Below are 21,842 nucleotides of genomic sequence, written 5' to 3'. Positions count from 1 at the left end.
CGCGTACCCGCCGACCTGCTCAGAGTGCCTGCGAGGCGGGCTTGACCATGCCACGCACTGTGCGGGACTTCACAAAGTCGCCCATGGCCGTCATCTCCCATTCGCCGGAAAACTGCTTGATCAGCTTGGCCATCATGACGCCGGTCTGCGGTTCGGCGCCCGTGAGGTCGAAGCGGACCAGCTCCTCGCCGCTCGCCGCGTCGACGAGCCGGCAGTAGGCCTTGGCGACGTCGGTGAACTTCTGCCCGGAGAAGGAGTTCACCGTGAAGACCAGGCCGGTGGCCTCGGCGGGGATCCGGCCGAGGTCCACGACGATCACCTCGTCGTCCCCGGCGCCCTCGCCGGTGAGGTTGTCGCCCGAGTGCTTGATCGCGCCGCCCAGGATGGACAGCTTGCCGAAGTAGCAGCTGTCGATGTGGTTGCGCTGCGGGCCGTAGGCGATGACGGAGGCGTCGAGGTCGATGTCGGCGCCGCGGAAGGCGGGCTCCCAGCCCAGACCCATCTTGACCTGGGAGAGCAGCGGGCGGCCGCCCTTGACCAGGGACACCGTCTGGTTCTTCTGGAGGCTGACCCGGCCCTTGTCGAGGTTGACCTTCCCGGCGCCGAGGGGGGCGGCGGGCGGCGCGGCGGGCGCGGCCTGGGCGGGCGCGGGGCCGCCGAGCCAGGGGGAGACGGGGTGGGAGACCGGCGGGGCGGGCGGTGCCGGGGGCACCGGCGGGGCGGCGGGGGCCGCGGCCGGCTCCTCGTCCACGGAGACCCCGAAGTCGGTGGCGATGCCGGCGAGGCCGTTGGCGTACCCCTGACCGACCGCGCGGACCTTCCACACGCCGCCGCGCTGGTAGACCTCGACGACCACCAGCGCCGTCTCCGCGCCCAGCCGGGGCGGGGTGAAGCTGGCGATCACGGCTCCGGTGGCCGCGTCCCGCACGGTGGCGGTGGGCTCGATGCCCTGGAAGGTCTGCCCGGCGGCGTCCGGGCTGGCCGTGACCACGATCCGCTCGATGCCGGGCGGCAGCGCGCCGGTGTCCACGGTGATCGAGTCGGGCGCCGACCCGCCGCCGGACCGGTGGCTCACGCCGGGCCCGGAGGGCTGGTTGTAGAAGATGAAGTCGGCGTCGGAACGCACCTTGCCGTCCGCGGCGAGGAGGAGACCCGAGACGTCGAGACGCACCGGGGCAGCCACGTCGACCGTCACGCTGACGGCATTGAGCGGCAGGTTGGAACCAGGGGTCATAGCGGTCATGCCCGGAGAACGACCGGAGTGGCTTTGCCGTTCCCTTACCCTCGCGGGATATTTCAGCGGCGGTTGCGCGGGTGGTTGCGGGCCGTGCGCTCGTTGCCGAACTTGTAGGAGCCGGTCCAGCGGGCCATCACCAGCTGGGCGTCGCCGTTCTCCACCTCGGCGAGGAAGGCGGCGGCGCGCCCGGCTCGCAGGGTGGCGGCGGCACGGCCCTGGTGGGTGATGTGGACACTGGTGTCGTTGCGGATCTCGTACGAGAACCCGTGGGGTCTGGGCATGGGCGCAGCCTGCCCCCGCCGGAGCGGGGCGGGCAACGGGTTTACCGGTCTCCGGTCACCCGGCGGGGCACCCCCAGCGGATTGGCCTCGCGCAGTTCGGGAGGGAGCAGCGCGTCGGGCACCGACTGGTACGCCACCGGGCGCAGCCAGCGTTCGACCGCCGTGGCGCCGACGGAGGTGGAGTGGGAGGTGGCGGCCGGGTAGGGGCCGCCGTGGTGCTGGGCCGGGGCGACCGCGACGCCGGTCGGCCAGCCGTTCACCACGACCCGTCCGGCCAGCGCCGTGACCAGCCCGATCAGCTCGGCGGCCGAGGGGGCGTCGGCGGCGTCGGGGACGTCGGGGCCGTCCGGCCCGGCGGGGGCGTCCGCCGTCGTGGCGTCCGCCGGCGCGGTCCCCGCAGCCTCGGCGGCGGAGAGCTGGAGGGTCGCCGTCAGGTTCCCTTCGAGCAGGCCCAGCACCCCGGCGGCCTCGCGGCGGCCGGCGTAGCGGACGAGGACGGTCACCGGACCGAAGCACTCCGCCAGGAGCAGCTCGTGGCCGCCGCCCAGCAGGCCGGCGGCGGGCACGCTCAAGTACCCCGGGCCGACGGCGTGTTCCCCGGCGGGCCCGGGCGCGACGGGTGCGGTGACCGCGGGCAGGGCGGACCGCTCGGCCACCCCGGCGAGGAAGTCCTCCCGCATCCGGCGGTCGAGGAGGACCCCGGGACCGGCCTGCGCGAGGGAGGCGGCGAGCGCGTCCGCGAGCCGGTCGCCGTCCGGGCCCTCGGGGACCAGGACCAGGCCGGGCTTCACGCAGAACTGGCCCGCGCCGAGGGTGACGGAACCCGCGAGTCCGCCGCCGATCTCCACCGCGCGTTCGGCGGCGGCCGCCGGGGTGACCACGACCGGGTTGAGGGAGCCGAGCTCGCCGTGGAAGGGGATGGGGACGGGCCGGGCGGTGGCCGCGTCGAACAGGGCCCGCCCGCCCCGTACGGAACCGGTGAATCCGGCGGCCGTGACGAGGGGGTGGCGGATCAGCTCCAGGCCCGCGTCGAAGCCGTGGACGACGCGGACCACCGCGGCGGGCAGGCCGGCCGTCTCCGCGGCCCGGCTCAGCAGGGAGGCGCAGAGCTCGGAGGTGGCGGGGTGGTCGGGATGGGCCTTGACGACCACGGGGCAGCCGGCGGCGAGGGCGCTGGCGGTGTCCCCGCCGGGGACGGAGAAGGCGAGCGGGAAGTTGGAGGCGGCGTAGACGGCGACCACTCCCAGCGGCACCTTGTAGCGGCGCAGTTCGGGGCGCGGCGGGGTGAGCGCGGGGTCGGCGCGGTCGATGCGGACGTCGAGGTGGGAGCCCTCCTCGACGAGGTCGGCGAAGGCCCGCAGCTGGCCGGTGGTGCGGGCGAGCTCGCCCGTGAGCCGGACCGGGCCCAGCGCGGTCTCGGCGTCGGCGGTCTCGACGATCCGTTCGCCGGCGCCGTCCAGCAGTCCGGCGGCGGCCCGCAGGAAGGCGGCGCGGGCCGGGGCGTCGGCCAAGGCGGCGCGGGCGCCGTGCGCGGCGCGCACGGCGACGTCGACGTCCCGGGGCGAGGCTTCGGCGGTGACTTGTCCGTGCCGCTTCCCGGTGCGGGGGTCCACACTCCAGACTGGTGTCGCTGCCATCGCCCGCTGCCTCCTGGATCGTTCAGTATTCTGAACGGCGTTCCGGTGGATGAATGATCACTGCCGCTGCGGACTCTATTTCCGCGCCCACCGCGTGACAAGGGGAGAGCCCGGCCCCGAACGGGGGCCGGAGCCGGACAGAGGGGAAGCAGGCGCATGACGACAGCGGAGACGGCGGCGACGGCCGATGGCCCGGAGGGGGCCCACGGTCCGGGGACGGCCCACGGTCCGGGGACGGCCGACGGTCCGGAGGGGCACACCGCGGCGCCGGTGAAGTCGGCGGTGCGCACGGTCCTGCTGCTGGAGCACTTCGCGGCGCGGCCCGGCCTGCACAGCCTGGCCGACATCCAGCACGACCTCGCCCTGCCCAAGTCCAGCCTCTACATGCTGCTGCGCACCCTGGTGAACCTGGGCTGGGTGGAGACGGACGCCACCGGCACCCGCTACGGCATCGGCGTACGGGCCCTGCTGGTCGGCAGTTCCTACATCGACGGGGACGAGGTGGTGGCGGCCGCCCGGCCCACCCTGGACCGGCTCTCCGACGACACCACCGAGACCATCCACCTGGCCCGGATGGACGGGACGAGCGTGGTCTACCTCGCCACCCGGCAGTCCCAGCACCACCTGCGGCCCTTCACCCGGGTCGGCCGGCGGCTGCCGGTGCACTCGACGGCGCTCGGGAAGGCCCTGCTGGCCACTCACACCGACGACGAGGTGCGCGCGCTGCTGCCGCGCCGCCTGGAGTCGGTCACGCAGCACACCATCACGGACCGGGAGCAGCTGGTGGAGGAGCTGGCGCTGGTGCGGGAGCAGGGGTACGCGCTGGACCGGGAGGAGAACACCCTCGGGCTGTGCTGCTTCGGGGTGGCGGTGCCGTACCGGACCCCGGCGCGGGACGCGGTGAGCTGTTCGGTGCCGGTGGCGCGGCTGACGCCGGGGCACGAACAGCTGATCAAGTCGGCCCTGTTCGAGGCCCGGGACCGGCTCTCGGTGGTGACGCGCCGGATGTGAGCCGGGGCGGGGTTCCGGTGGTCCTCCCCCAATTGGGGGAGAGGGATCCCCTTGGTGGGGGAGGTGGCGGCGGGCGGCGCACGGGACCGTGGGGACATGACCACACGAACGCTGCCCACGACGCCCGCGACGGCCCTGCCCGCGACGGCCGCGCTGCCCACGACGCCCGCGCCGCCCACGACCCGGCCGGGGCGCGGATCGCTGTTCCTGCGCGCCGCGGCCATGGCCGCCACCCTGCCGTACCTCACCCTCAAGGGGGCCTGGCTGGCCGGGAGTCACCTCGGGATACCCCCGGGGAGCGTGTTGCTGGATCCCGGGCCGTTCTTCATGGCGGTCAACGCCGTGTCGATGGCGATGGACGCGACGGTGGTCCTGCTCGTCCTGCTCCTCACCCGTCCCTGGGGCCTGCGCGTCCCCTCCTGGGCGCTGACCGTCCCGGTGTTCGCCGCGACCGGCCTGCTCACCCCGATCGTCCTGGGCTATCCGGGCCAGCTCCTGGTGCAGGCCGCCGGGCTGGGCGCGGACGGGGCGGCCCGGGCCGCCGCGGGGCCCTTCCTCGATCCGTGGGTGTTCGGCGTCGTCTACGGCGGGTTCATCGTCCAGGGGATCGCCCTGGCCGGCCTGTTCGTGCCGTACGCGCGCCGGCGCTGGGGTCGCCTCTGGCAGGGCGCGCCGGGCCGGCGGCTCCCGTCTCCCACGGGGGTGGTGGCGGGAGCCGCGGCGGTGGCGGGCGCGGTGACGGCCACGGCGTACCTGTACTGGACCTGCGGCGGAGGCGCCGGGCTGTCCGCCCGGCGGGCCGCGGAGTACTCCGCGGAGACGGGTGTGGTGTCGGCGGTGCACGCGCTGTGCGCGCTCGCGGCCGCCGCGGGGGCGGTGCTGCTGGCCCGGGGCGGCCCGTGGCGGGCGGCGGGGCCGCTGGCGCTCACCTGGGTCGGCGCGGCCGCCGCGCTGAGCTGGGGGACGTGGCTGCTGTTCGCGGCCCTGGCGCCCGAGACCGGTCCCGCGGACTCGCCCGGCGGGGGGATGGTCGCGGCCTACGCTGGCCAGATGCTCACCGGTCTGCTCGCGGCCGCCGTCCTCATACGCTTCCTGCGCTCCCGCCGGACGGTGTGAGCGCAGGAGGCGGGAACGGCGGGGCGCCCGGGGCCGGAGCCGGACCGGGCGGCACGGGACAGGCGGGTGGGCGGGCAGGCACGGGGCGGGGGCCCGGGGCGCGGGTGTCCCGGGTGCGGACGAACGGGGGAGTCGTGAAGGGGTTCGGGGCGCTGCGGGGCCGGGCGCGGTGGGTTTGGGGGGCGGGGGCGCGGCTGCGCTGGGTGCACCTGATAGGCGGGGGTGCCCTGCTGATGCCGTACCTGCTGCTCACCCAGGTCGGGGTGGGGATGGCGGCCGGCGGGGTCAATGCCATGGCCTCCCTCCCGCTGACGCTGGTCTCCTACGCCGCCGCGCTACCGCTGGCCGCCGTCACCGGGCTGCTGGGGCCCGTCCGGCCGCTGTCGGTGGCCGCGGCGCGGGCCCTGGCCGGAGTGCCGGGGGAGCTGCTGGCCCAGGGGCCCGGCCGGTCCTGGGCCGCCCGGTGGCGGGCCGCCGTCTGGTGGACCCTGCACCTGGGGGTCGGCGCGCTGGTCGGCGGGGTGAGCCTCGCGGCGCCGCCCCTGGGGGTGGTGCTGATCGCGCTGCCGCTGTCGGACACCCTGCGCGCGTCCCCGCTCGGCGGGGGCCGGCTCGGCTCCGGGGGCGGGCCGCTGGTGGCTCCGCTGCTCGGGGCGGGGCTGCTGGCCGCCGTCGTGCTGTGTTCCGCCGGGGCGGGGGCCCTGCTGGCCCGGCTCGCGCCCGTGCTCCTCGGACCGACCGCGGCGGACCGGCTGGTGGCCGCCGAGGAGCGGGCCGCCGACCTGGCCGTGCGCAACCGGCTGGCGCGCGAGCTGCACGACGCGGTGGGCCACGCCCTGAGCGCCGTCACCCTCCAGGCGGTGGCGGCCCGCCGGGTCTTCGAGGAGGACCCGGAGTTCGTACGGGAGGCGCTCGCCGCGATCGAGGACACGACCCGGCGCACCGTGGGGGAGCTGGACGCGGTGCTCGGCCTGCTGCGGGACGGCGGCCCGGCCGGGGCGGCGGCCGCGCCCGCCCCGACCCTGGCCGGCGACCTCGACGGGCTGCTGGACCGGACCAGGGCGAGCGGTACCGCCGTCACGGCCGACCTGGGGCCCGGACCGGCCGGGGGCTGGGCGCGGCTCCCGGCGACGGCCTCCCGCGAGGCGTACCGGATCGTCCAGGAGGGCTTGAGCAACGCCCTGCGCCACGGCGGGGGCCCGGTCGCCCTCCGCGTCCGGGTCCACGGGGACGCCGGCCACCGCGAACTGGAGATCACAGTGACGAACCCGCCCGCGCAGACCTCGCTCGGCCGCGCGGACCGCGCACCGCGCACCACCGGGGGCCGGGGGCTGCGCGGCGCCGCCGAGCGGGCCGCGCTCCTCGGCGGCTCCCTCGCGGCCGGCCCCGGGCCGGACGGCTGGCAGCTGCGGGCCGCCCTCCCGCTGGGACCGGCCGACCCGCAGGTCCCCACGGCCCGGGGGGAGGAGCGATGAGCGGGGCGCGGCTGCGGCTGGTCGTCGTCGACGACGAGCGGATGGTCCGCACCGCGCTGCGGGTCATCCTCGACGCCGAGGACGATCTGGAGGTGGTGGGGGAGGCCGCCACCGGCGCCGAGGCCGTGGCACTGGTCCGCTCCCTGGAGCCCGACGTGGTGCTGATGGACGTCCGGATGCCGCAGATCGACGGCATCCGGGCCACCGAGCAGATCCTCGCGACCATGCCCGACCCGCCCCGCATCGTGGTCGTCACCACCTTCGAGAACGACGCCCACGTCTACGACGCCCTGCGGGCGGGGGCCAGCGGGTTCCTCCTCAAGCGGGCCGAGCCCGGGGAACTGATCGGCGCGGTCCGTCTCGTCGCCCGCGGCGACTCGCTGCTCTTCCCGGCGGCGGTCCGCTCCCTGGCCGCCGCGCACGCGGCCCGGACCGCGCCCGCCGCCCCGCCGTGGGCGGCCCGGCTCACCGAACGCGAGGCCGACGTGCTGCGCCTCATGGCCACCGGGTTCTCCAACCAGGAGATGAGCGGACGCCTGGGGGTCGGCCCGCAGACCGTCAAGACGCACGTGGCGGCCGTCCTCGCCAAGACCGGCTCCCGCGACCGCACGCAGGCGGTCATCGCGGCCTACGAGGGGGGCTTCATCATGAGGAAAGGCTGAGAACCCCGCCACAATCGGGGCAGAGCGGAACGCCTGGGGCCGCTCGCGCGTCTTTCCGGGGGATGAACAAGACGATCAGGCGTGCGTCGGTCTTCTGTCTGCTTCTGGTGCTGGCCCTTTTGGTGCGGGTCACCTGGGTGCAGGCATACCAAGGCCAGGCCCTCGCAGACGACAAGAACAACCGGCGCAACCTCATCGGGCAGTACGAGAACCCGCTGGGGAACATCATCGTGGGCGGGGAGGCGGTCACCGGTTCCACGAAGACGGGCGGCAAGGACTTCGGCTACAAGAGGACGTACCTGGACGGCCCGCTGTACGCGCCGATCACCGGCTACAGCTCCCAGGCCTACGGCACGACGATGCTGGAGGGTGTCTACAAGAACATCCTCAACGGCTCCGACACCCGACTCAAGACGATGATGGACGTCCTCACCAACAAGCGGGCCGACCCCGGCAACGTCCTGACGACCATCGACAAGGGCGTCCAGAAGGCCGCCTACGACGCCCTCCAGGGCAAGCAGGGCGCTGCCGTCGCCATCGACCCGGCGACCGGCGAGATCCTCGCCGTGGTGAACAACCCCTCGTACGACCCGGGCCGCATCACGGGCGCCACCGACCAGGCCGCCTGGAACGAGCTGTCGGCCGATCAGGGCAAGGCCATGGAGAACGTGGCCCTGCGCAAGCCGCAGGCCCCCGGCTCCACCTTCAAGCTGGTCACCCTGACGTCCGCGATCGAGAACGGGCTGATCACCAACATCGACACGCCCACCGGCGTGGCCGCCCCGTACACGATCCCGGGCACCCGGACGAACCTGCCCAGCGAGGCCGGCGACGCGGCCTGCAACAACGTCTCGGCCCGTACCGCGCTCAAGCTGTCCTGCAACAACGTCTTCGCGGACCTGGCCTCCAAGCTCGGCCAGGACAAGATGCGCGCGACCGCCGAGAAGCTCGGCTTCAACACGCAGATCGACACCCCGATCCGTACCAACCCGTCCAGCAAGTACCCGTCGAAGAAGATGTCCGTCGACCAGGTCGCGCAGACCGGTATCGGCCAGTTCGACGTGCAGGCGACCCCGCTCCAGATCGCCATGGTGACCGCCGCGATCGAGAACGGCGGCAAGCTGGTCGCCCCGCACATGGTCTCCGAAGTCACCGATGCGGACGGCAACGTCCTGGAGAGCTTCAAGGACCCCAAGTCGGACGAGGTCATGAGCGCGAAGACCGCCTCGATGCTCCAGGACGCCATGCGCACGGTCGCCACCGAAGGCGGCGGCAAGCCCGCCCAGGTGGCGGGCGCCGAGGTGGGCGGCAAGACCGGTACCGCCCAGCGCGGCGTGAACAACAACATCCCGCCGCTCGCCTGGTTCACCTCGTACGGCAAGGCGGGCGGCAAGCAGATCGCCGTCGCCGTCATGATCGAGAACTCGGACACCGACCGCTCCGAGATCGGCGGCGGCAAGCTGGCCGCCCCGATCGCCCAGAAGATGATGGCCGCCTGGCTGAAGAAGTAGCCCCCGCCCCGGCGGAGGTCGCGCGCCGGGAACCGATCCGGGTTCCCGGCGCGTTCTCACTCCCATGATCAGGACCGCGCTCCCCGCCGACGTGCCCGCCATCGCCGCCCTGCACACCCGGGCGCGCGCCACCTACTACCGGGGCCGGGTTCCCGAGGAGGCTTACGCGGGCGAGGCGGAACTGCTCCGGTCCCGCGAGGGCTGGGCGCGGGCCGTCGGCCGGGAGGAGGGCCGGGGCCGGGTGTTCTGCGCGGAGCGGGACGGCGAGGTCACCGGAGTGGCCGCCTTCCTCACCGACGACGGCGTGACCACCCTGACCCAGCTGCACGTCGACCCCGGACACTGGCGCCGCGGCACCGGGGCCGCCCTGCACGACGCCTGCCTGGCCGCCTGGCGCCGGGCCGGGATCGAGCGGGTCCGGCTGGAGGTCTACGCCCACAACCTGCGCGCCCAGGCCTTCTACGCCGCCCACGGCTGGCGCCCCGCCCCCGCCCCCACCGACTCCGCCCCCGCCTCCGGCACCCACCGCACACTCTGGCTGGCAGTCCCCCGCGAAGACCCCCGGGTGTCCGGGGAATGAGACGGGGGCGCGGATGGTTGAAGGGGTAACCGTTTTATCGCCCCACCCCCGTGAGAACCCGGAGAGAAGAAGGATCATGCGCGTCGAGATCTGGAGCGACATCGCCTGCCCCTGGTGCTACATCGGCAAGGCCCGGTTCACCAAGGGCCTGGCCGCCTTCGCGCACCGGGACGAGGTGGAGGTCGTCTTCCGGTCCTTCGAGCTCGACCCGGACGGCGCCAAGGGCGTCACCGCCCCCGTCCTGGAGATGCTGGCCCGCAAGTACGGCCGGACCCTCGACGAGGCGCGCGGCATGGAGGAGCACGTCGCCGCCAGTGCCCGCGCCGAAGGGCTGGAGTACCGCACCGACGGCCGGGACCACGGCAACACCTTCGACATCCACCGCCTGCTGCACCTGGCCGCCGCCCGCGGCCGTCAGGAGGAGCTGCTCGACCTCGCCTACCGGGCCAACTTCGCCGAGGAGCGGTCGGTCTTCGACTCCGAGGTGCTCGTCTCGCTCGCCGTGGAGGCCGGGCTGGCGGAGGCGGAGGCCCGCGAGGTCCTCGCCGACGACTCGGCGTACGCCGCCGAGGTGCGCGGCGACGAGCGCGAGGCGGCCGAACTGGGTGCGAGCGCCGTGCCGTTCTTCGTCTTCGACCGCCGCTACGGTCTGTCCGGCGGCCAGCCCGCCGAGGTGTTCACCCAGGCGCTGGAGCAGGCCTGGGCCGGCCGCGAGCCGGCCGGGCACGACGCGGTCGCCGAGGCCTGCGAGCCGGACGGCACCTGCGCCGTCCCCCAGAGCTGACCGCCTCCCCCGCCTCGGCGGACTGCTCGCCGTGGACGTCCCGCGCACAGTTTCAGACCCCGAGGGCCCGGACCGCGCTCGGCCCGGGCCCTCGGCGCCTGCTTCTGCAGGGGTGTCAGCCGAGGCGGCCGACGTGGATGACCACGATGGTGACATGACGCGGTAGCGCCCGATCTGCCTCCGGCGCAGGTCCGGAGAGCCGTACGGGGTGCTGCCCTCGGGCCGGGGCCGGTCGGCGAGCAGGTCGACAGCGTCCATTGGCTGCCGCAGCCCGTCGGCGTCGTCCTTGCGGAAACCGGGCGGCGGCGTCGATGGCGGACTCGTCCCAGCGATCGAGTAGGTCACCCGCGCTCCAGGCCGAGACGGCCACGGGCCAGCCTCGTGTGGAGTATCCGTAACTCGGGTGCAGCGGGGGACAGGGGAGCGGAGAATCCGGCGGCATGACCACGGAACAGCGCTTCGGCCCCCTGTTCGTCGCCGAGCAGCGGCGCCGCTACGGCAAGCGTCCGCCGGAGAACCGGATGCTCTCGTACGACCTGGCGGTGCTGGACGAGTACGAGCCCTGGCGGATCTGGCTGGACGAGCAGCTCGATCTGCTGCCGGAGCCGGCCGCGGAGGCCTTCGCTGCGAATCTGTGGCGCGACCAGAACTTCTGGCCCGACGTCATCGAGCTCGCCACCGGGGCCGCGCTTCGGCAGCTGGGCTTCGGCGTGGAGTTCGAGCGGAGATGGGGGCACCTGACGCCGGACTGGACCGTCATCGGTGAGGACGGTGATCCGGTCGCGCTGGTCGAGGTGCTCACTCACAGCCCGCAACGGGGAGCCTTCGCCAAGATGAAGGCCTGGCACGCCCTGGTCGAGCGGATCAAACAGATCCCGGTCCCCGTAGTGCTGACGGTGGCAGGCGATCCGGCGCGGCCGGTCGACGCCCCCGATCCGCGCACCGCGAAGAAGATCGCCCAGGATCTGCGTCGGGCCCTGCTTTCCCCACTGAACCTGACCGCTTTCCGTACCGAGGGCTACACCTTCGTGCTCCGGGCCGACCCGCGGACGGGGCAGGCCATGCGGCCCACCGGGATGGGCGCGGTCCTCGTTCCGCCGAGTGGCCGGGCCGGCATCGTCTCCGCCCGGTCGGTGTGCGCGGGGATCGACCGGAAGGTCAGCAAGTACCGCGAGATCGCCCAGGAGGCCGGGCTCCCACTGGTCGTGGCGGCCGGCGCGCACCGGTTCACCGGCCTTGAGGTCCAGCACCTCGACGACCTCCTCGCGGGGCTCCCCACGCTGAGCGTCCAGTTCGACTTCGGCGACTCGTTCATCCACGACCCCGTCGAGATCGACCCGAACAGTCCGCCACGCTGGACCATGTCCCGGGACCTGGCCGGAGTGCTCTGGGTGAACAACGACTTCCCCTTCACCACGGCCTGGCGCCCCAACCCCGACAAGGAGCTGAGCCTGCGCCAGTGCGGCCTTGGGTTGGACCGGAGCGTGCTCTCCGGTCCGGCCCACCTTCCTGACCCGCGGAAATGATGGACTGTGCTCCCAACCGGTACGGGGCGGACCTGTGTCCCGAGCGGGGGTGGTGGGTGCGGCGCGGGCCGTACCCACCACCGGGACCGGGAGCGGGTCTGATCTAGCGTCTGGGGGACGGCTGGTGCAGCCACATCTGCGTCAACCGACCCTTCGTTGAGAAGGCTGCCGGGCTTCCCTGCCTACAGGTCCGCCCCGGGGTGCGCCGCCGAAGTCCGGCCCCGAGGGCTTTCCATAAGGGAACCTTGGGGGCGGCATGCACAATAAGGCAATGGACTTTGAGTAGCTCCTGGCGCAGAGTGGACGCCATGGATCTCCCGCTGCTCCCCGACCTGTGCCGCGCCGAGTTCGCGCACTCCACCACCTACCTGAACACGGCCACGAGCGGGATCCTGCCGCGCGCCGCCGTCGCCGAGGTGCGCGCCCTGGCCGAGGCGGCCGGTGCCGGACTCCCCGCCGGATTCGGCGACTTCGAGCGCGTGAACCGGGTCCGGGCCGCCTTCGGCCGGCTGGTCGGGGTCGACGCCGGGCGCGTGGCCGTCGGCTCGTCCGTCGCCGTCCACGTCGGCCTGGTGTCGGCCTCGCTGCCGGCCGGCGCCGAAGTCCTGCTCCCCGAGGACGACTTCGCCTCCGTCATCAACCCCTTCGTGCTGCGCGGCGACCTCAAGGTCCGCTTCGCACCGCTGGAGACCCTGGCCGAAGCGGTGGGGGCGGACACCGCGCTGGTCGCGCTGAGCGCCGTACAGTCCGCGGACGGGCGCACCGCCGATCTGGCCGCCGTCCGCGCGGCCACGGCCGCGCACGGGGCGCGGATGCTCGTCGACGCCACGCACGCCGCCGGATGGCTGCCCTTCGACGCCTCGCCGTACGACTACACGGTCACCGCCGGGTACAAGTGGCTGCTCGGTGGCCGCGGAGCCTCGTACCTCACCGTCTCCGAGGAGGCCCAGGGCGGTCTGGCTCCGCTGCACGCCGGATGGGTGGCGGCGGAGTCGATGTGGGACGCCACCTACGGGCCCATGCGTCAACTCGCCTCGGACGCACGCCGGTTCGACGAATCCCCGGCCTTCCTGCCCTACCACGCGGCGGAGCCCTCGCTCGCGCTGCTGGAGCGGATCGGCATCGCGGCGGTGCACGCCCACGACACCGCCCTCGCCGCCCGCTACCGGGCCGGACTCGCCCGCCTCGGCCACGAAGCCGTGCCCGGCACGACGCCCATCGTCTCCGTGCCCGGCCTCGGCGGCCGCCAGGGCGCGCTGCTCGAAGCCGGAGTGTCCACGGCGGCCCGCGCCGGCGCGCTGCGGGCCTCGTTCCACCTGTACAACACGGAGGCCGACGTCGACCGCCTGCTGGACGTACTGGCCGGCTGACCGGTCGACCGGGCCGAGCCGGGCCACCCGGCCCGGCCACCGCGCGTCCTACCGCCAGGCCGCCGACGCGGCCGCGAGGGCCGGGTCCGGGTCGGCGGACAGGGCCGAGGCCAGGGCGCGCAGCGCGGTCGCGACCGCCTCCGGGGAGGCCGCCGGGCCGTAGTGGTTGACCCGGACCATCTCCCCGGCCAGCGCTCCGCCGCCCGCCGCGAGCGCGGCCAGGGGCTGCGCCGACAGGGCCTTCGCCACCACCGCGGAGGCCTCCGCGACGCGCAGCGTGGTCGCCACCGGCGCCGCCTGAGCCGCGTCCCCGACCCACGGGGCCACGCCCAGCGCGGCCGCGCCCGCCCGGGTGGCCCGGGCGGCGCGGGCGTGCCGTTCGAGCACGGCCGCCGGGCCCTCGGCCGCGATCCGGTCCAGGCAGGCCTCCAGCCCCAGCATCTCCAGCTGCGCGGGCGCGTGCGGCAGGGCGGTGCGTCCGCCGTCGATCCAGCGCTCCTTCCAGTCCAGCAGGGAGAGGTACGAGCGGCGCGGGGCCGCCGGGTTGCGCGCGAACCGCTCCCACGCCCGGTCCGAGACCGACACGGCCGAGACCCCGGCCGGGCCGCCCATCGCCTTCTGGGCGCCGATCACGCACAGGTCCACGCCCCACGCGTCCGGCAGCAGAGGCTCGGCGCCCACCGACGCCACCGCGTCCAGCATGAACAGCGCCCCGTGGGCCCGTACCGCCTCGCCGATCTCCGCGACCGGGTTGGTGTTGCCGGTGGCGGCCTCGGCGTGCACCAGGGAGACGAAGTCGGTCTCCGGGTGCGCGGCCAGCGCCCGGGCGACCTGGTCACCGTCGACCGCCGTGTCGAAGGGCACCGCCAGGTCCACCACGTGTGCCCCGGCGTCGCGCAGCCAGTTGCCGAAGGTGGTCCCGTACGGGCCGGTCACGATGTTCAGCGCCGTCGAACCGGGCCGGGCCCCGGAGCGGATGCAGCCCTCCAGCGGGAGCAGCGCCTCGCCCTGGGTGATCACCACGTCGTGCCGGGTGTCGAGGAGCCGTGCGACCCCCCGCTCGATCGACGCGAAGTGCTCGGCGGTGAGCGGCGGAAGGTCCAGGAGGGGGTGGGTCACGGCGGGGCTCTCTTCGTCCGGGGTTACCGGGTGAGCGTACCCAGCACGCGCGTAGGGTGCCGACATGAGTGATCAGAGCGGTGTGCTCCATGTGAAGGGGCGGGTGCTCGTCGGGCCCCACGAGGTGCGCGACGAGCTGTGGATCGTCGGCGGGCGGGTCTCCTACGAGCGGCCGCGCGCCGCCCGCGAGGTCACCACCGTCGCCGGCTGGGCGCTGCCCGGGCTGGTCGACGCGCACTGTCACGTGGGGCTGGACGCCCACGGCCCGGTCGACGCGGGGACCGCCGAACAGCAGGCCCTCACCGACCGGGACGCGGGCACCCTCCTCATCCGCGACGCGGGCTCCCCCTCCGACACCCGCTGGATCGACGGCCGTCCGGATCTGCCGAAGATCATCCGCGCGGGCCGGCACATCGCCAGGACCCGGCGCTACATCCGCAACTACGCCCACGAGATCGAGCCCGCCGACCTGGTCGCCCACGTCGGCCGGGAGGCGCGGCGCGGCGACGGCTGGGTCAAGCTGGTCGGCGACTGGATCGACCGCGAGGCCGGTGACCTGACGGCCTGCTGGCCGCGCGCCGAGGTGGAGGCGGCCATCGCCGAGGCGCACCGGCTCGGCGCCCGCGTCACCGCGCACTGCTTCGCCGAGGACGCGCTGCGCGACCTCGTCGAGGCGGGCATCGACTGCATCGAGCACGCGACGGGGCTCACCGAGGACACCATCCCGCTCTTCGCGGAGCGCGGGGTGGCGATCGTGCCGACCCTGGTCAACATCGCGACGTTCCCGAAGCTGGCGGCGGGCGGCGACGCCAAGTTCCCCCGCTGGTCGGCGCACATGCGGCGGCTGCACGAGCGTCGGTACGACACCGTCCGGGCGGCCTGGGACGCGGGCGTGCCCGTGTACGTCGGCACCGACGCGGGAGGTTCCCTGCCGCACGGCCTGGTGGCCGCCGAGGTCGCGGAGCTGGTCAAGGCCGGCATCCCGGCGCTGGACGCCCTCTCGGCGACGGCCTGGGCGGCGCGCGAGTGGCTCGGCAGGCCCGGCCTGACCGAGGGGGCGCCGGCCGACCTCGTCGTGTACGCCGCCGACCCGCGGGCCGACGTACGGGCGCTGGCGGCGCCGGACCGGGTGATCGTGAACGGCGAGATCCGCGCCTGAGCGACGGCCCCGACGGCGACGGCCCCGACCGCCCCGACCGCCCCGACCGCGACGGCGGCCGGTTGACCGGGCGTGACGTCCGCACCCCGTCCGTCGTTGAGAACGCCCGGTCAGGGGCCCGGCCCGCTTCCGGGCCGGGGCGGGGGAGAACTGGCGTGCCGCGTGATGCCGGGCAAATCGAATATGTGCATGGAAACCACCCGTTGGGGTGAATTCACCTCAGGTCGCCGCCCGTTCACTCACAGTGCGTAAAGATTCCGAGGGTCGAAGCCGTCGGCGCCCGCGATGTCCCCCATTGGCGGCGCGACGGCACCCATCTCCCCGGGGGTTCCACCACCTTGAACAGCAATACCTTCCGCCTGCCCGCGGCCGTTCTGCTCGCCACGGGAGCGGTGGCCCTGCTCACCGCGTCGCCCGCCCTCGCCACCGGCGGCGGCGCGCAGGGCGGCGGCGCGCGCGGGGGCAGCTCCGGCGCCGTCGTCCTGCGCGCCGGACTGGACGTGGGCCTGCTCAACAAGTCCGTGCACGTCCCCCTGAAGACCACCCTCAACGAGGTCAGCGCCCCCGCGACCGCCGACAAGACCGCCCTCACCGTCACCCTGGACGGCGCCGAGCAGGGCCGCCCGGTCAACGTCCTGCGGGCGGACGTCGCCACCGCCAAGGCCACCGCCGACGCCCGGAGCGCCGAGGCGCGGGTCAGCCTCGCGCACGCCAAGGTGCACGTGCCCGGACTTCCGGCGCTCTCCCTCATCGAGGTGGAGAAGGTCACCTCCGAGGCCGTCTGCGAGGCGGGCGCCAAGCCGGTCGCCCGGGCGAACGTCCTCGGGTCCGTCACCGCGCTCGGCAAGAAGGTCACCCTGACGGCGGGCGGCCCCACCAAGCTGGAGGTCCCGGGCGTCGGCCTCGTCAGCCTGGAGCTGTCCGGTACGCAGACCACCTCCACCGCCGCCGCCGCCGCGCTGCGCCTGAAGGTGTCGGTGAACCCGCTGAACCTGAACGTGGCCGAGGTCGACGGCGAGGTCGTGCTCGCCGAGGCCCACTGCGAGGCCCCCGCCCCCTCGACGGCCCCCTCCGCCGCCCCCGACGTCAAACCGCAGACCGCCACCGGCACCGGAACGGCCGTCACCCACGCCGGCCTGGCCGAGACCGGGGCCGGTTCGGTGACCCCGTACGTGGCGGGTGGCGCGCTGCTCCTGCTCGGCATCGGCGCGGGCGCGCTCGTCGTGACCCGGCGCGGCAGGACCTCGTAGGGCGCGGGGGCGCGGGCGCGACCGCTCAGCGGGTGGCGCGCTCCAGGCCCTGGGCGGCCGCGCCCCGCGAGTTGACGGCCGCGGTGACCTCGCGGTCGGCCCGGGCGTACGCGGCGCCGGCCGCCGACCCCGGGGCGGCGTCCCCGTCCGCGCAGGAGGTGCAGACCACGCGGAACGGCGGCCCCATGTCCGCGTACTGGGTCAGGTACTCGGCCTTCACCACCGACCAGCGGCCCGGGTGCGCGGGATCCGGGGCGAAGGTGAAGCGGGGGATGGAGGACATGTTCCCGCGGGCCTTGTCGGCCTCGTAGAAGCTGGCCATCTGGTCGCCCATGCCGAACACCACCCAGGTGCCGTTGATCTTCTCGTAGGGCTGCGGCACGTGGTTGTGGGTGCCGAGGACCAGGTCGATGTCGGGCAGGCCGTCGGCCGCGCGGGAGGCGGTGAGCGCCCCGGCCAGTTCGCGCTGCTGTTCGTCGGGGGCCGTCTGCCACTCGGTGCCCCAGTGGATGCTGAGGACGACGACGTGCGCGCCGGCGGCGCGGGCCGCCCGGGCGTCGGCCACGATCCGGTCCCGGTCGATCAGGTTCACGGCCCAGGGCTTGCCGGCCGGGAGCGGTATCCCGTTCGTCCCGTACGTGTAGTCCAGCTGGGCGACCTTCGCGCCGCCCGCGGTCAGGACGGCGGGGGCCTTCGCCTCCTCGGCTCCGCGCGCCGACCCGACGTGCTTGACGCCGACGCGGTCGAGGTGGTCGAGGGTCCGGACGAGGCCGTCCCAGCCGTCGTCGAGGGTGTGGTTCGAGGCGGTGGAGCAGCTGTCGTACCCGGTGTCGCGCAGGGCGTCGGCCAGCTGGTGCGGGGCCTTGAACAGGGGGTAGCCGGTGTAGCTCCCGCCGGGCCGCCCGTACGGTATCTCGTGGTGGCATATCGCCAGGTCGGCGGCGGACACGATCGGTTTCACGCCGGCGAGTATCCGCCGGAAGTCGTACGCCCCGGGGCCGCCGCCCGCGTCGTCCGCCGCGCGGCGGACGATCGAGGGGTACGGGATGACGTCCCCGGTCGCCACCAGCGTGAACGGCCGGCCCGGGGGAGCGGTGGGCGCGGCCGAGGTGCCCGAGGGAGCCGGCCCGAGCCGCTGCCGCGCGGCGTCCGGCCCGCCGTTCGCCGGCAGCCGGGGAACGGCGAGGACCGCGCCCCCGGCGACCGCCAGTCCGGCGGCCACCGCACCCGCCCGCACCGCTGCCCTCATCTGCCGCCCCCGTCGCCGTACCGCCGGTGCCGAATGCTCCGCGCGGTCATCGTAGGGTCCGCCCCGGCGGCCCCGCCCCCGGAACGGTTGCGGGGGCCGGGCGCGGGTCCACCCGGCGGGTTACCGCGCGGCCAGCGCCAGGGCGTGGTCGAGGGCCTGGAGCAGGCGGCCCGTCGTCGCGCGGTCACGGACCGCCAGGCGCAGCCACGAGGAGTCCAGGCCCGGGAAGGTGTCCCCGCGGCGGACCGCGAAGCCGAGCGCGCGCAGCCTGGTCCGGACCTCCATCGCCCCCGCGACGCGGATCAGCACGAACGGCCCCTCCGCGACCCCCGCCACCGAGATCTCCTCGAACTCGGCGAGACCCGCGAGCAGGTGCTCCCGGTCCACCGCGATCCGCCGGGCCGCCTCCTCGGCCTCCGCCAGCGCCGCCGGAGCCACGCAGGCCTCCGCCGCCACCAGTGCCGGGGTCGAAACCGGCCACAGCGGCTGCGCGGCGGCCAGCTTCGCGATGACGTCCGGTCCGGCCAGGACGTAGCCGATCCGCAGCCCCGCCAGCCCCCAGGTCTTCGTCAGGCTCCGGAGCACCACCAGCCCCGGTACGTCCATCCGCCCGGCCAGCGCCTCCCGTTCGCCCGGGACGGCGTCCATGAACGCCTCGTCGACCACCAGGATGCGTCCCGGCCGGGCCAGCGCCGCCAGCACCCCCGCCGGGTGCAGCACCGAGGTGGGGTTGGTCGGGTTGCCGACGACGACCAGGTCGGCGTCCTCGGGCACGGCCGCCGGGTCCAGCCGGAACCCGTCCGCCGCCCGCAGCACCACCCGCTCCACGCGGTGCCCGGCATCGCGCAGGGCCGCCTCCGGCTCGGTGAACTGCGGATGCACCACGACCGGCCGTTCGGCGCCCAGCGCCCGCGCGATCAGCACGAACGCCTCCGCCGCCCCCGCCGTCAGCAGCACGCGCTCGGGCGGCAGCCCGTGCCGCGCCGCCACCGCCGCCCGGGCGGCCCGGCCGTCCGGGTAGGCGGCCAGCGAGCCGAGGCTGTCCGCGATCCGGCGCTCCAGCCACTGCGGCGGGGTGCCCGCCCGTACGTTGACCGCCAGGTCCACCAGCGAGTCGGCCGCGTCCACCACCTCCGCGTCCCCGTGGTGGCGCAGGTCGTGCTCCTGTGCGGTGGCCACCGCACAGGTCGCCGCCACCGAACGCCGCTTGGGCACGAGGAGTTCCCCGCCCGCGGCCAGCGCCGCGGCCTCCGCCACCGACGCCGTCCCGGCGGCCTCGCGCACGGCCCCCGACGGATGCGGCACGGAGATCCGTGCCAGCTCTTCCGCGGGATAGCCGACCAGCGGGACGCCGAAACGTTCCGCCGCCCCCGCGATCCCCGCCTCCAGGGTCTTCGCCTCCACCGTCGCCAGCGCCGTCACGGCACCGGCGGTCAGTCCGGCCCCCCGCAGCGTCTCTTCCACCAGCGCGCAGACCTCCGCGACGGAAACACCCGCCCGTCCGCCGACGCCGACCACCAGCCGCGTCACGTACTCGCCCACCGGGGCCCTCCCTCCGTAGTCACTTGCGTCAGTCTGCCGCCGTCGTCAACACGGTGTCCCCCGCCACCCGCGCGCGGAAGTGCGCGCGCGGCCGCCAGTCGGTATTCAGGGGCACATGGCGGTGATCGTGGCGTTGGGCGCGTTCCTGATGACGCTGGCGGGCGGATGGACGGCGCAACGCGTCACCGACCGCCGCCACCTCGTGCTGGGCCTGGCCGGCGGGCTGATGCTCGGCGTCGTGGGCCTGGACCTGCTCCCCGAGGCGATGCACGCCGCCGGGGACGAGGTCTTCGGCGTCCCCCTGGCCCTGCTGCTCTTCGTGGGCGGCTTCCTCGTCGCCCACGTCGTGGAACGCCTGCTCGCCGTGCGCCAGGCCGCCCACGGCGCCGAGGAGGGCCACGGGCACGGCGGCCGCGTCCCCGAGGTCGGGCTCACCGCGGCCGCCGCGATGGTCGGCCACAGCCTCGCCGACGGGGTGGCGCTGGGCGCCGCCTTCCAGGTCGGCGGGGGCATGGGGGTCGCCGTCGCGCTGGCCGTGGTCACCCACGACTTCGCCGACGGCTTCAACACCTACACCCTCACGACCCTCTACGGGAACGAGCGCCGCAAGGCCGTCAAGATGCTCTTCGCCGACGCGGTGGCACCCGTCGTGGGCGCCGCGTCCACCCTGCTGTTCACCCTTCCGGAGGAACCGCTCGGGGCCTACCTCGGCTTCTTCGGCGGGGTCCTGCTGTACCTGGCCGCCGCCGAGATCCTGCCCGAGGCGCACCACGAACACCCCGCCCTGTCCACGCTGATGTGCACGGTGGGCGGGGTGGCCGGCATCTGGCTGGTGGTCGGGCTCGCGGACTGACCTCACCCGGCCGCCCGCGCCGCCCGCTCGGCCCGGTCCGTCCCGCCCGCGGGCACCGTGACGGCGGCCCCGCCGCATACGCCGGTCCCGTCCGTCGCGCCGGTGCCGCCCGTCCCGCCCGTCCCGGCGGCCCGCGCCGAGCGGACGAACCGGGCCGCCACCGACGGCCGCGCCGCCCAGTGCGTGTGCAGGTAGCTGGCGTGCACCCCGCCCCGTACGAAGCCCTCCACGCGCCGCTCCGGATGCGTGAACCCCCAGGCCGGGGCCGATCCGGCGCCCGGCTCGATCACCGTGCGGTGGAACTCGTGGCCGCGCAGCCGGGTCCCGGCCGCGGCCAGCGCGCTGTCCGACACCGCCACCGCCTCCCGGTAGCCGAGCGTGAGCCGCTCCGACATCCGCGCGTCGGCGTCGAGCACCCCGCACATCGGCTTCCCGTCCAGCGACCGGGCCAGGTACAGCAGCCCCGCGCACTCCGCCGCCACCGGGGAGCCGGCCGCGGCGAAGGCGGCCACCGCCGCCCGCAGCGGCTCGTTCGCCGACAGCTCGGGCGCGTACACCTCGGGGAACCCGCCCCCGATCACCAGCCCGGCCGTACCGGCGGGCAGCGCCTCGTCCCGCAGCGGGTCGAAGGTGACGACCTCCGCCCCCGCGGCCGTGAGCAGCTCCGTGTGCTCGGCGTAGGAGAAGGTGAAGGCCGGCCCGCCCGCGACGGCGACGACCGGCCGCGGCCCGGGCGGCGCGGCCGGCTCCCCGGCCAGGGCCTCCCGCGGCGACCACGTCGCGCAGTCCAGCGGCGGCGCCGTGCGGGCCAGCGCCAGCAGGGCCTCCAGGTCGCAGCCGGCCCGGACCTGTGCGGCCAGGGCGGCGACGGCGGCCAGCGCGTCGGCGCGCCGCTCCGCCACCGGGACCAGCCCCAGGTGGCGCGACGGCGTCGCCACCTGCGGGGCCCGCCGCAGCACGCCGAGGACCGGCATCCCGGCCTCCTCCAGCGCCTCCCGCAGCATCACCTCGTGCCGGTCGGAGCCCACCTTGTTGAGGATCACCCCGCCGAGGCGCACCTGGGGGTCGAAGGAGGCGAAGCCGTGCACCAGCGCGGCCACCGACCGGGACTGCGACGAGGCGTCCACGACCAGCACCACCGGCGCCCGCAGCAGCTTCGCGACCTGCGCCGTCGACGCCAGCTCACCGCGCCCGGCGGCCCCGTCGTAGAGCCCCATCACCCCTTCGACGACGGCCAGGTCGCAGCCGGCGGACCCGTGCGCGAACAGCGGAGCCACCAGCTCCGGCCCGCACATGAAGGCGTCCAGGTTCCGGCCGGGCCGCCCGGTGGCGAGCGCGTGGTAACCGGGGTCGATGTAGTCGGGCCCGGCCTTGTGCGGGGACACGGCGAGGCCGCGCTCCGCGAAGGCGGCCATCAGGCCCGTCGCCACGGTGGTCTTGCCGCTGCCTGAGGACGGCGCGGCCATCACCAGCCGGGGCA

19 protein-coding genes are annotated in these 21,842 nt (G+C 75.2%); 12 read left to right on the top strand and 7 right to left on the bottom strand.

What is annotated here, in order from left to right:
• Positions 1 to 19 precede the first annotated feature (19 nt).
• The 3 genes from ACGFXC_RS20630 to ACGFXC_RS20620 are packed head-to-tail and all read right to left on the bottom strand — an operon-like array spanning position 20 to position 3,155.
• Positions 20 to 1,243 carry a TerD family protein gene (locus tag ACGFXC_RS20630; RefSeq protein ID WP_393714763.1) on the bottom strand — a complete coding sequence of 408 codons (1,224 nt, stop codon included), beginning with the start codon at positions 1,241 to 1,243 and terminating at the stop codon, positions 20 to 22.
• Positions 1,244 to 1,296: 53 nt separating this feature from the next.
• On the bottom strand, positions 1,297 to 1,518 hold the full coding sequence (locus ACGFXC_RS20625) for a hypothetical protein (RefSeq protein WP_393714761.1): 222 nt from the start codon (positions 1,516 to 1,518) through the stop codon (positions 1,297 to 1,299).
• Positions 1,519 to 1,559: 41 nt separating this feature from the next.
• A complete protein-coding gene (locus tag ACGFXC_RS20620; protein WP_393714760.1) occupies positions 1,560 to 3,155 on the bottom strand; it encodes an aldehyde dehydrogenase family protein in 1,596 nt (531 codons plus the stop codon).
• A 156-nt stretch (positions 3,156 to 3,311) separates the two neighbouring features.
• On the opposite strand from ACGFXC_RS20620, the gene ACGFXC_RS20615 reads away from it, so the two are divergent.
• The 9 genes from ACGFXC_RS20615 to ACGFXC_RS20575 all read left to right on the top strand — a co-directional run bounded on the left by ACGFXC_RS20615 (position 3,312) and on the right by ACGFXC_RS20575 (position 13,190).
• On the top strand, positions 3,312 to 4,166 hold the full coding sequence (locus ACGFXC_RS20615; RefSeq protein WP_393714759.1) for an IclR family transcriptional regulator: 855 nt from the start codon (positions 3,312 to 3,314) through the stop codon (positions 4,164 to 4,166).
• A gap of 96 nt (positions 4,167 to 4,262) precedes the next feature.
• The gene (locus tag ACGFXC_RS20610; protein WP_393714757.1) at positions 4,263 to 5,282 is read left to right on the top strand and encodes a hypothetical protein; all 1,020 of its coding nucleotides are present in this window, start codon (positions 4,263 to 4,265) and stop codon (positions 5,280 to 5,282) included.
• Between the two features lie 233 nt (positions 5,283 to 5,515).
• On the top strand, positions 5,516 to 6,757 hold the full coding sequence (locus ACGFXC_RS20605; protein WP_393714755.1) for a sensor histidine kinase: 1,242 nt from the start codon (positions 5,516 to 5,518) through the stop codon (positions 6,755 to 6,757).
• A complete protein-coding gene (locus tag ACGFXC_RS20600; RefSeq protein ID WP_393714753.1) occupies positions 6,754 to 7,419 on the top strand; it encodes a response regulator in 666 nt (221 codons plus the stop codon). The genes ACGFXC_RS20605 and ACGFXC_RS20600 overlap by 4 nt, the downstream gene beginning before the upstream one ends.
• A 62-nt stretch (positions 7,420 to 7,481) precedes the next feature.
• On the top strand, positions 7,482 to 8,930 hold the full coding sequence (locus tag ACGFXC_RS20595) for a penicillin-binding transpeptidase domain-containing protein (RefSeq protein ID WP_393714751.1): 1,449 nt from the start codon (positions 7,482 to 7,484) through the stop codon (positions 8,928 to 8,930).
• A gap of 64 nt (positions 8,931 to 8,994) precedes the next feature.
• A complete protein-coding gene (locus ACGFXC_RS20590) occupies positions 8,995 to 9,510 on the top strand; it encodes a GNAT family N-acetyltransferase (protein ID WP_393714749.1) in 516 nt (171 codons plus the stop codon).
• 76 nt (positions 9,511 to 9,586) lie between these two features.
• Complete coding sequence (locus tag ACGFXC_RS20585; RefSeq protein ID WP_393714747.1) at positions 9,587 to 10,294, top strand: DsbA family oxidoreductase; 708 nt, start codon at positions 9,587 to 9,589, stop codon at positions 10,292 to 10,294.
• Between the two features lie 440 nt (positions 10,295 to 10,734).
• A complete protein-coding gene (locus tag ACGFXC_RS20580) occupies positions 10,735 to 11,820 on the top strand; it encodes a hypothetical protein (protein ID WP_393714746.1) in 1,086 nt (361 codons plus the stop codon).
• Between the two features lie 308 nt (positions 11,821 to 12,128).
• Entirely contained in the window at positions 12,129 to 13,190 is a 1,062-nt protein-coding gene (locus ACGFXC_RS20575; protein ID WP_393714744.1) for an aminotransferase class V-fold PLP-dependent enzyme, read from the top strand.
• A 48-nt stretch (positions 13,191 to 13,238) separates the two neighbouring features.
• Here the strand turns inward: ACGFXC_RS20575 and ACGFXC_RS20570 are convergent, their stop codons facing one another.
• Complete coding sequence (locus ACGFXC_RS20570) at positions 13,239 to 14,309, bottom strand: pyridoxal-phosphate-dependent aminotransferase family protein (protein WP_393714742.1); 1,071 nt, start codon at positions 14,307 to 14,309, stop codon at positions 13,239 to 13,241.
• A 64-nt stretch (positions 14,310 to 14,373) separates the two neighbouring features.
• Between ACGFXC_RS20570 and ACGFXC_RS20565 the strand changes: the two genes are divergently transcribed.
• Complete coding sequence (locus ACGFXC_RS20565) at positions 14,374 to 15,468, top strand: amidohydrolase family protein (protein ID WP_393714741.1); 1,095 nt, start codon at positions 14,374 to 14,376, stop codon at positions 15,466 to 15,468.
• A 338-nt stretch (positions 15,469 to 15,806) separates the two neighbouring features.
• Positions 15,807 to 16,718, top strand: a complete 912-nt coding sequence (locus ACGFXC_RS20560) for an SCO1860 family LAETG-anchored protein (protein ID WP_393714739.1) — start codon at positions 15,807 to 15,809, stop codon at positions 16,716 to 16,718.
• Positions 16,719 to 16,743: 25 nt separating this feature from the next.
• Here ACGFXC_RS20560 and ACGFXC_RS20555 read toward each other — a convergent pair whose 3' ends face one another.
• Both ACGFXC_RS20555 and cobC read right to left on the bottom strand, forming a co-directional pair.
• Positions 16,744 to 17,967, bottom strand: a complete 1,224-nt coding sequence (locus ACGFXC_RS20555) for a CapA family protein (RefSeq protein ID WP_393714738.1) — start codon at positions 17,965 to 17,967, stop codon at positions 16,744 to 16,746.
• A gap of 120 nt (positions 17,968 to 18,087) precedes the next feature.
• Positions 18,088 to 19,509 (bottom strand): Rv2231c family pyridoxal phosphate-dependent protein CobC, encoded by a 1,422-nt coding sequence (cobC, locus tag ACGFXC_RS20550; RefSeq protein ID WP_393714736.1) that lies wholly within the window; start codon positions 19,507 to 19,509, stop codon positions 18,088 to 18,090.
• A gap of 115 nt (positions 19,510 to 19,624) precedes the next feature.
• Between cobC and ACGFXC_RS20545 the strand changes: the two genes are divergently transcribed.
• On the top strand, positions 19,625 to 20,362 hold the full coding sequence (locus ACGFXC_RS20545) for a ZIP family metal transporter (RefSeq protein ID WP_393714734.1): 738 nt from the start codon (positions 19,625 to 19,627) through the stop codon (positions 20,360 to 20,362).
• A 2-nt stretch (positions 20,363 to 20,364) separates the two neighbouring features.
• On the opposite strand, the gene ACGFXC_RS20540 is transcribed toward ACGFXC_RS20545, so the two are convergent.
• Complete coding sequence (locus ACGFXC_RS20540) at positions 20,365 to 21,828, bottom strand: cobyrinate a,c-diamide synthase (RefSeq protein ID WP_393715342.1); 1,464 nt, start codon at positions 21,826 to 21,828, stop codon at positions 20,365 to 20,367.
• Positions 21,829 to 21,842 lie beyond the last annotated feature (14 nt).

Source organism: Streptomyces sp. NPDC048507, from assembly GCF_043199995.1.
Lineage (GTDB): Bacteria > Actinomycetota > Actinomycetes > Streptomycetales > Streptomycetaceae > Streptomyces.
Note: the sequence above shows the minus strand (reverse complement) of the source record. Positions and strands in the feature narration are given on the sequence as shown.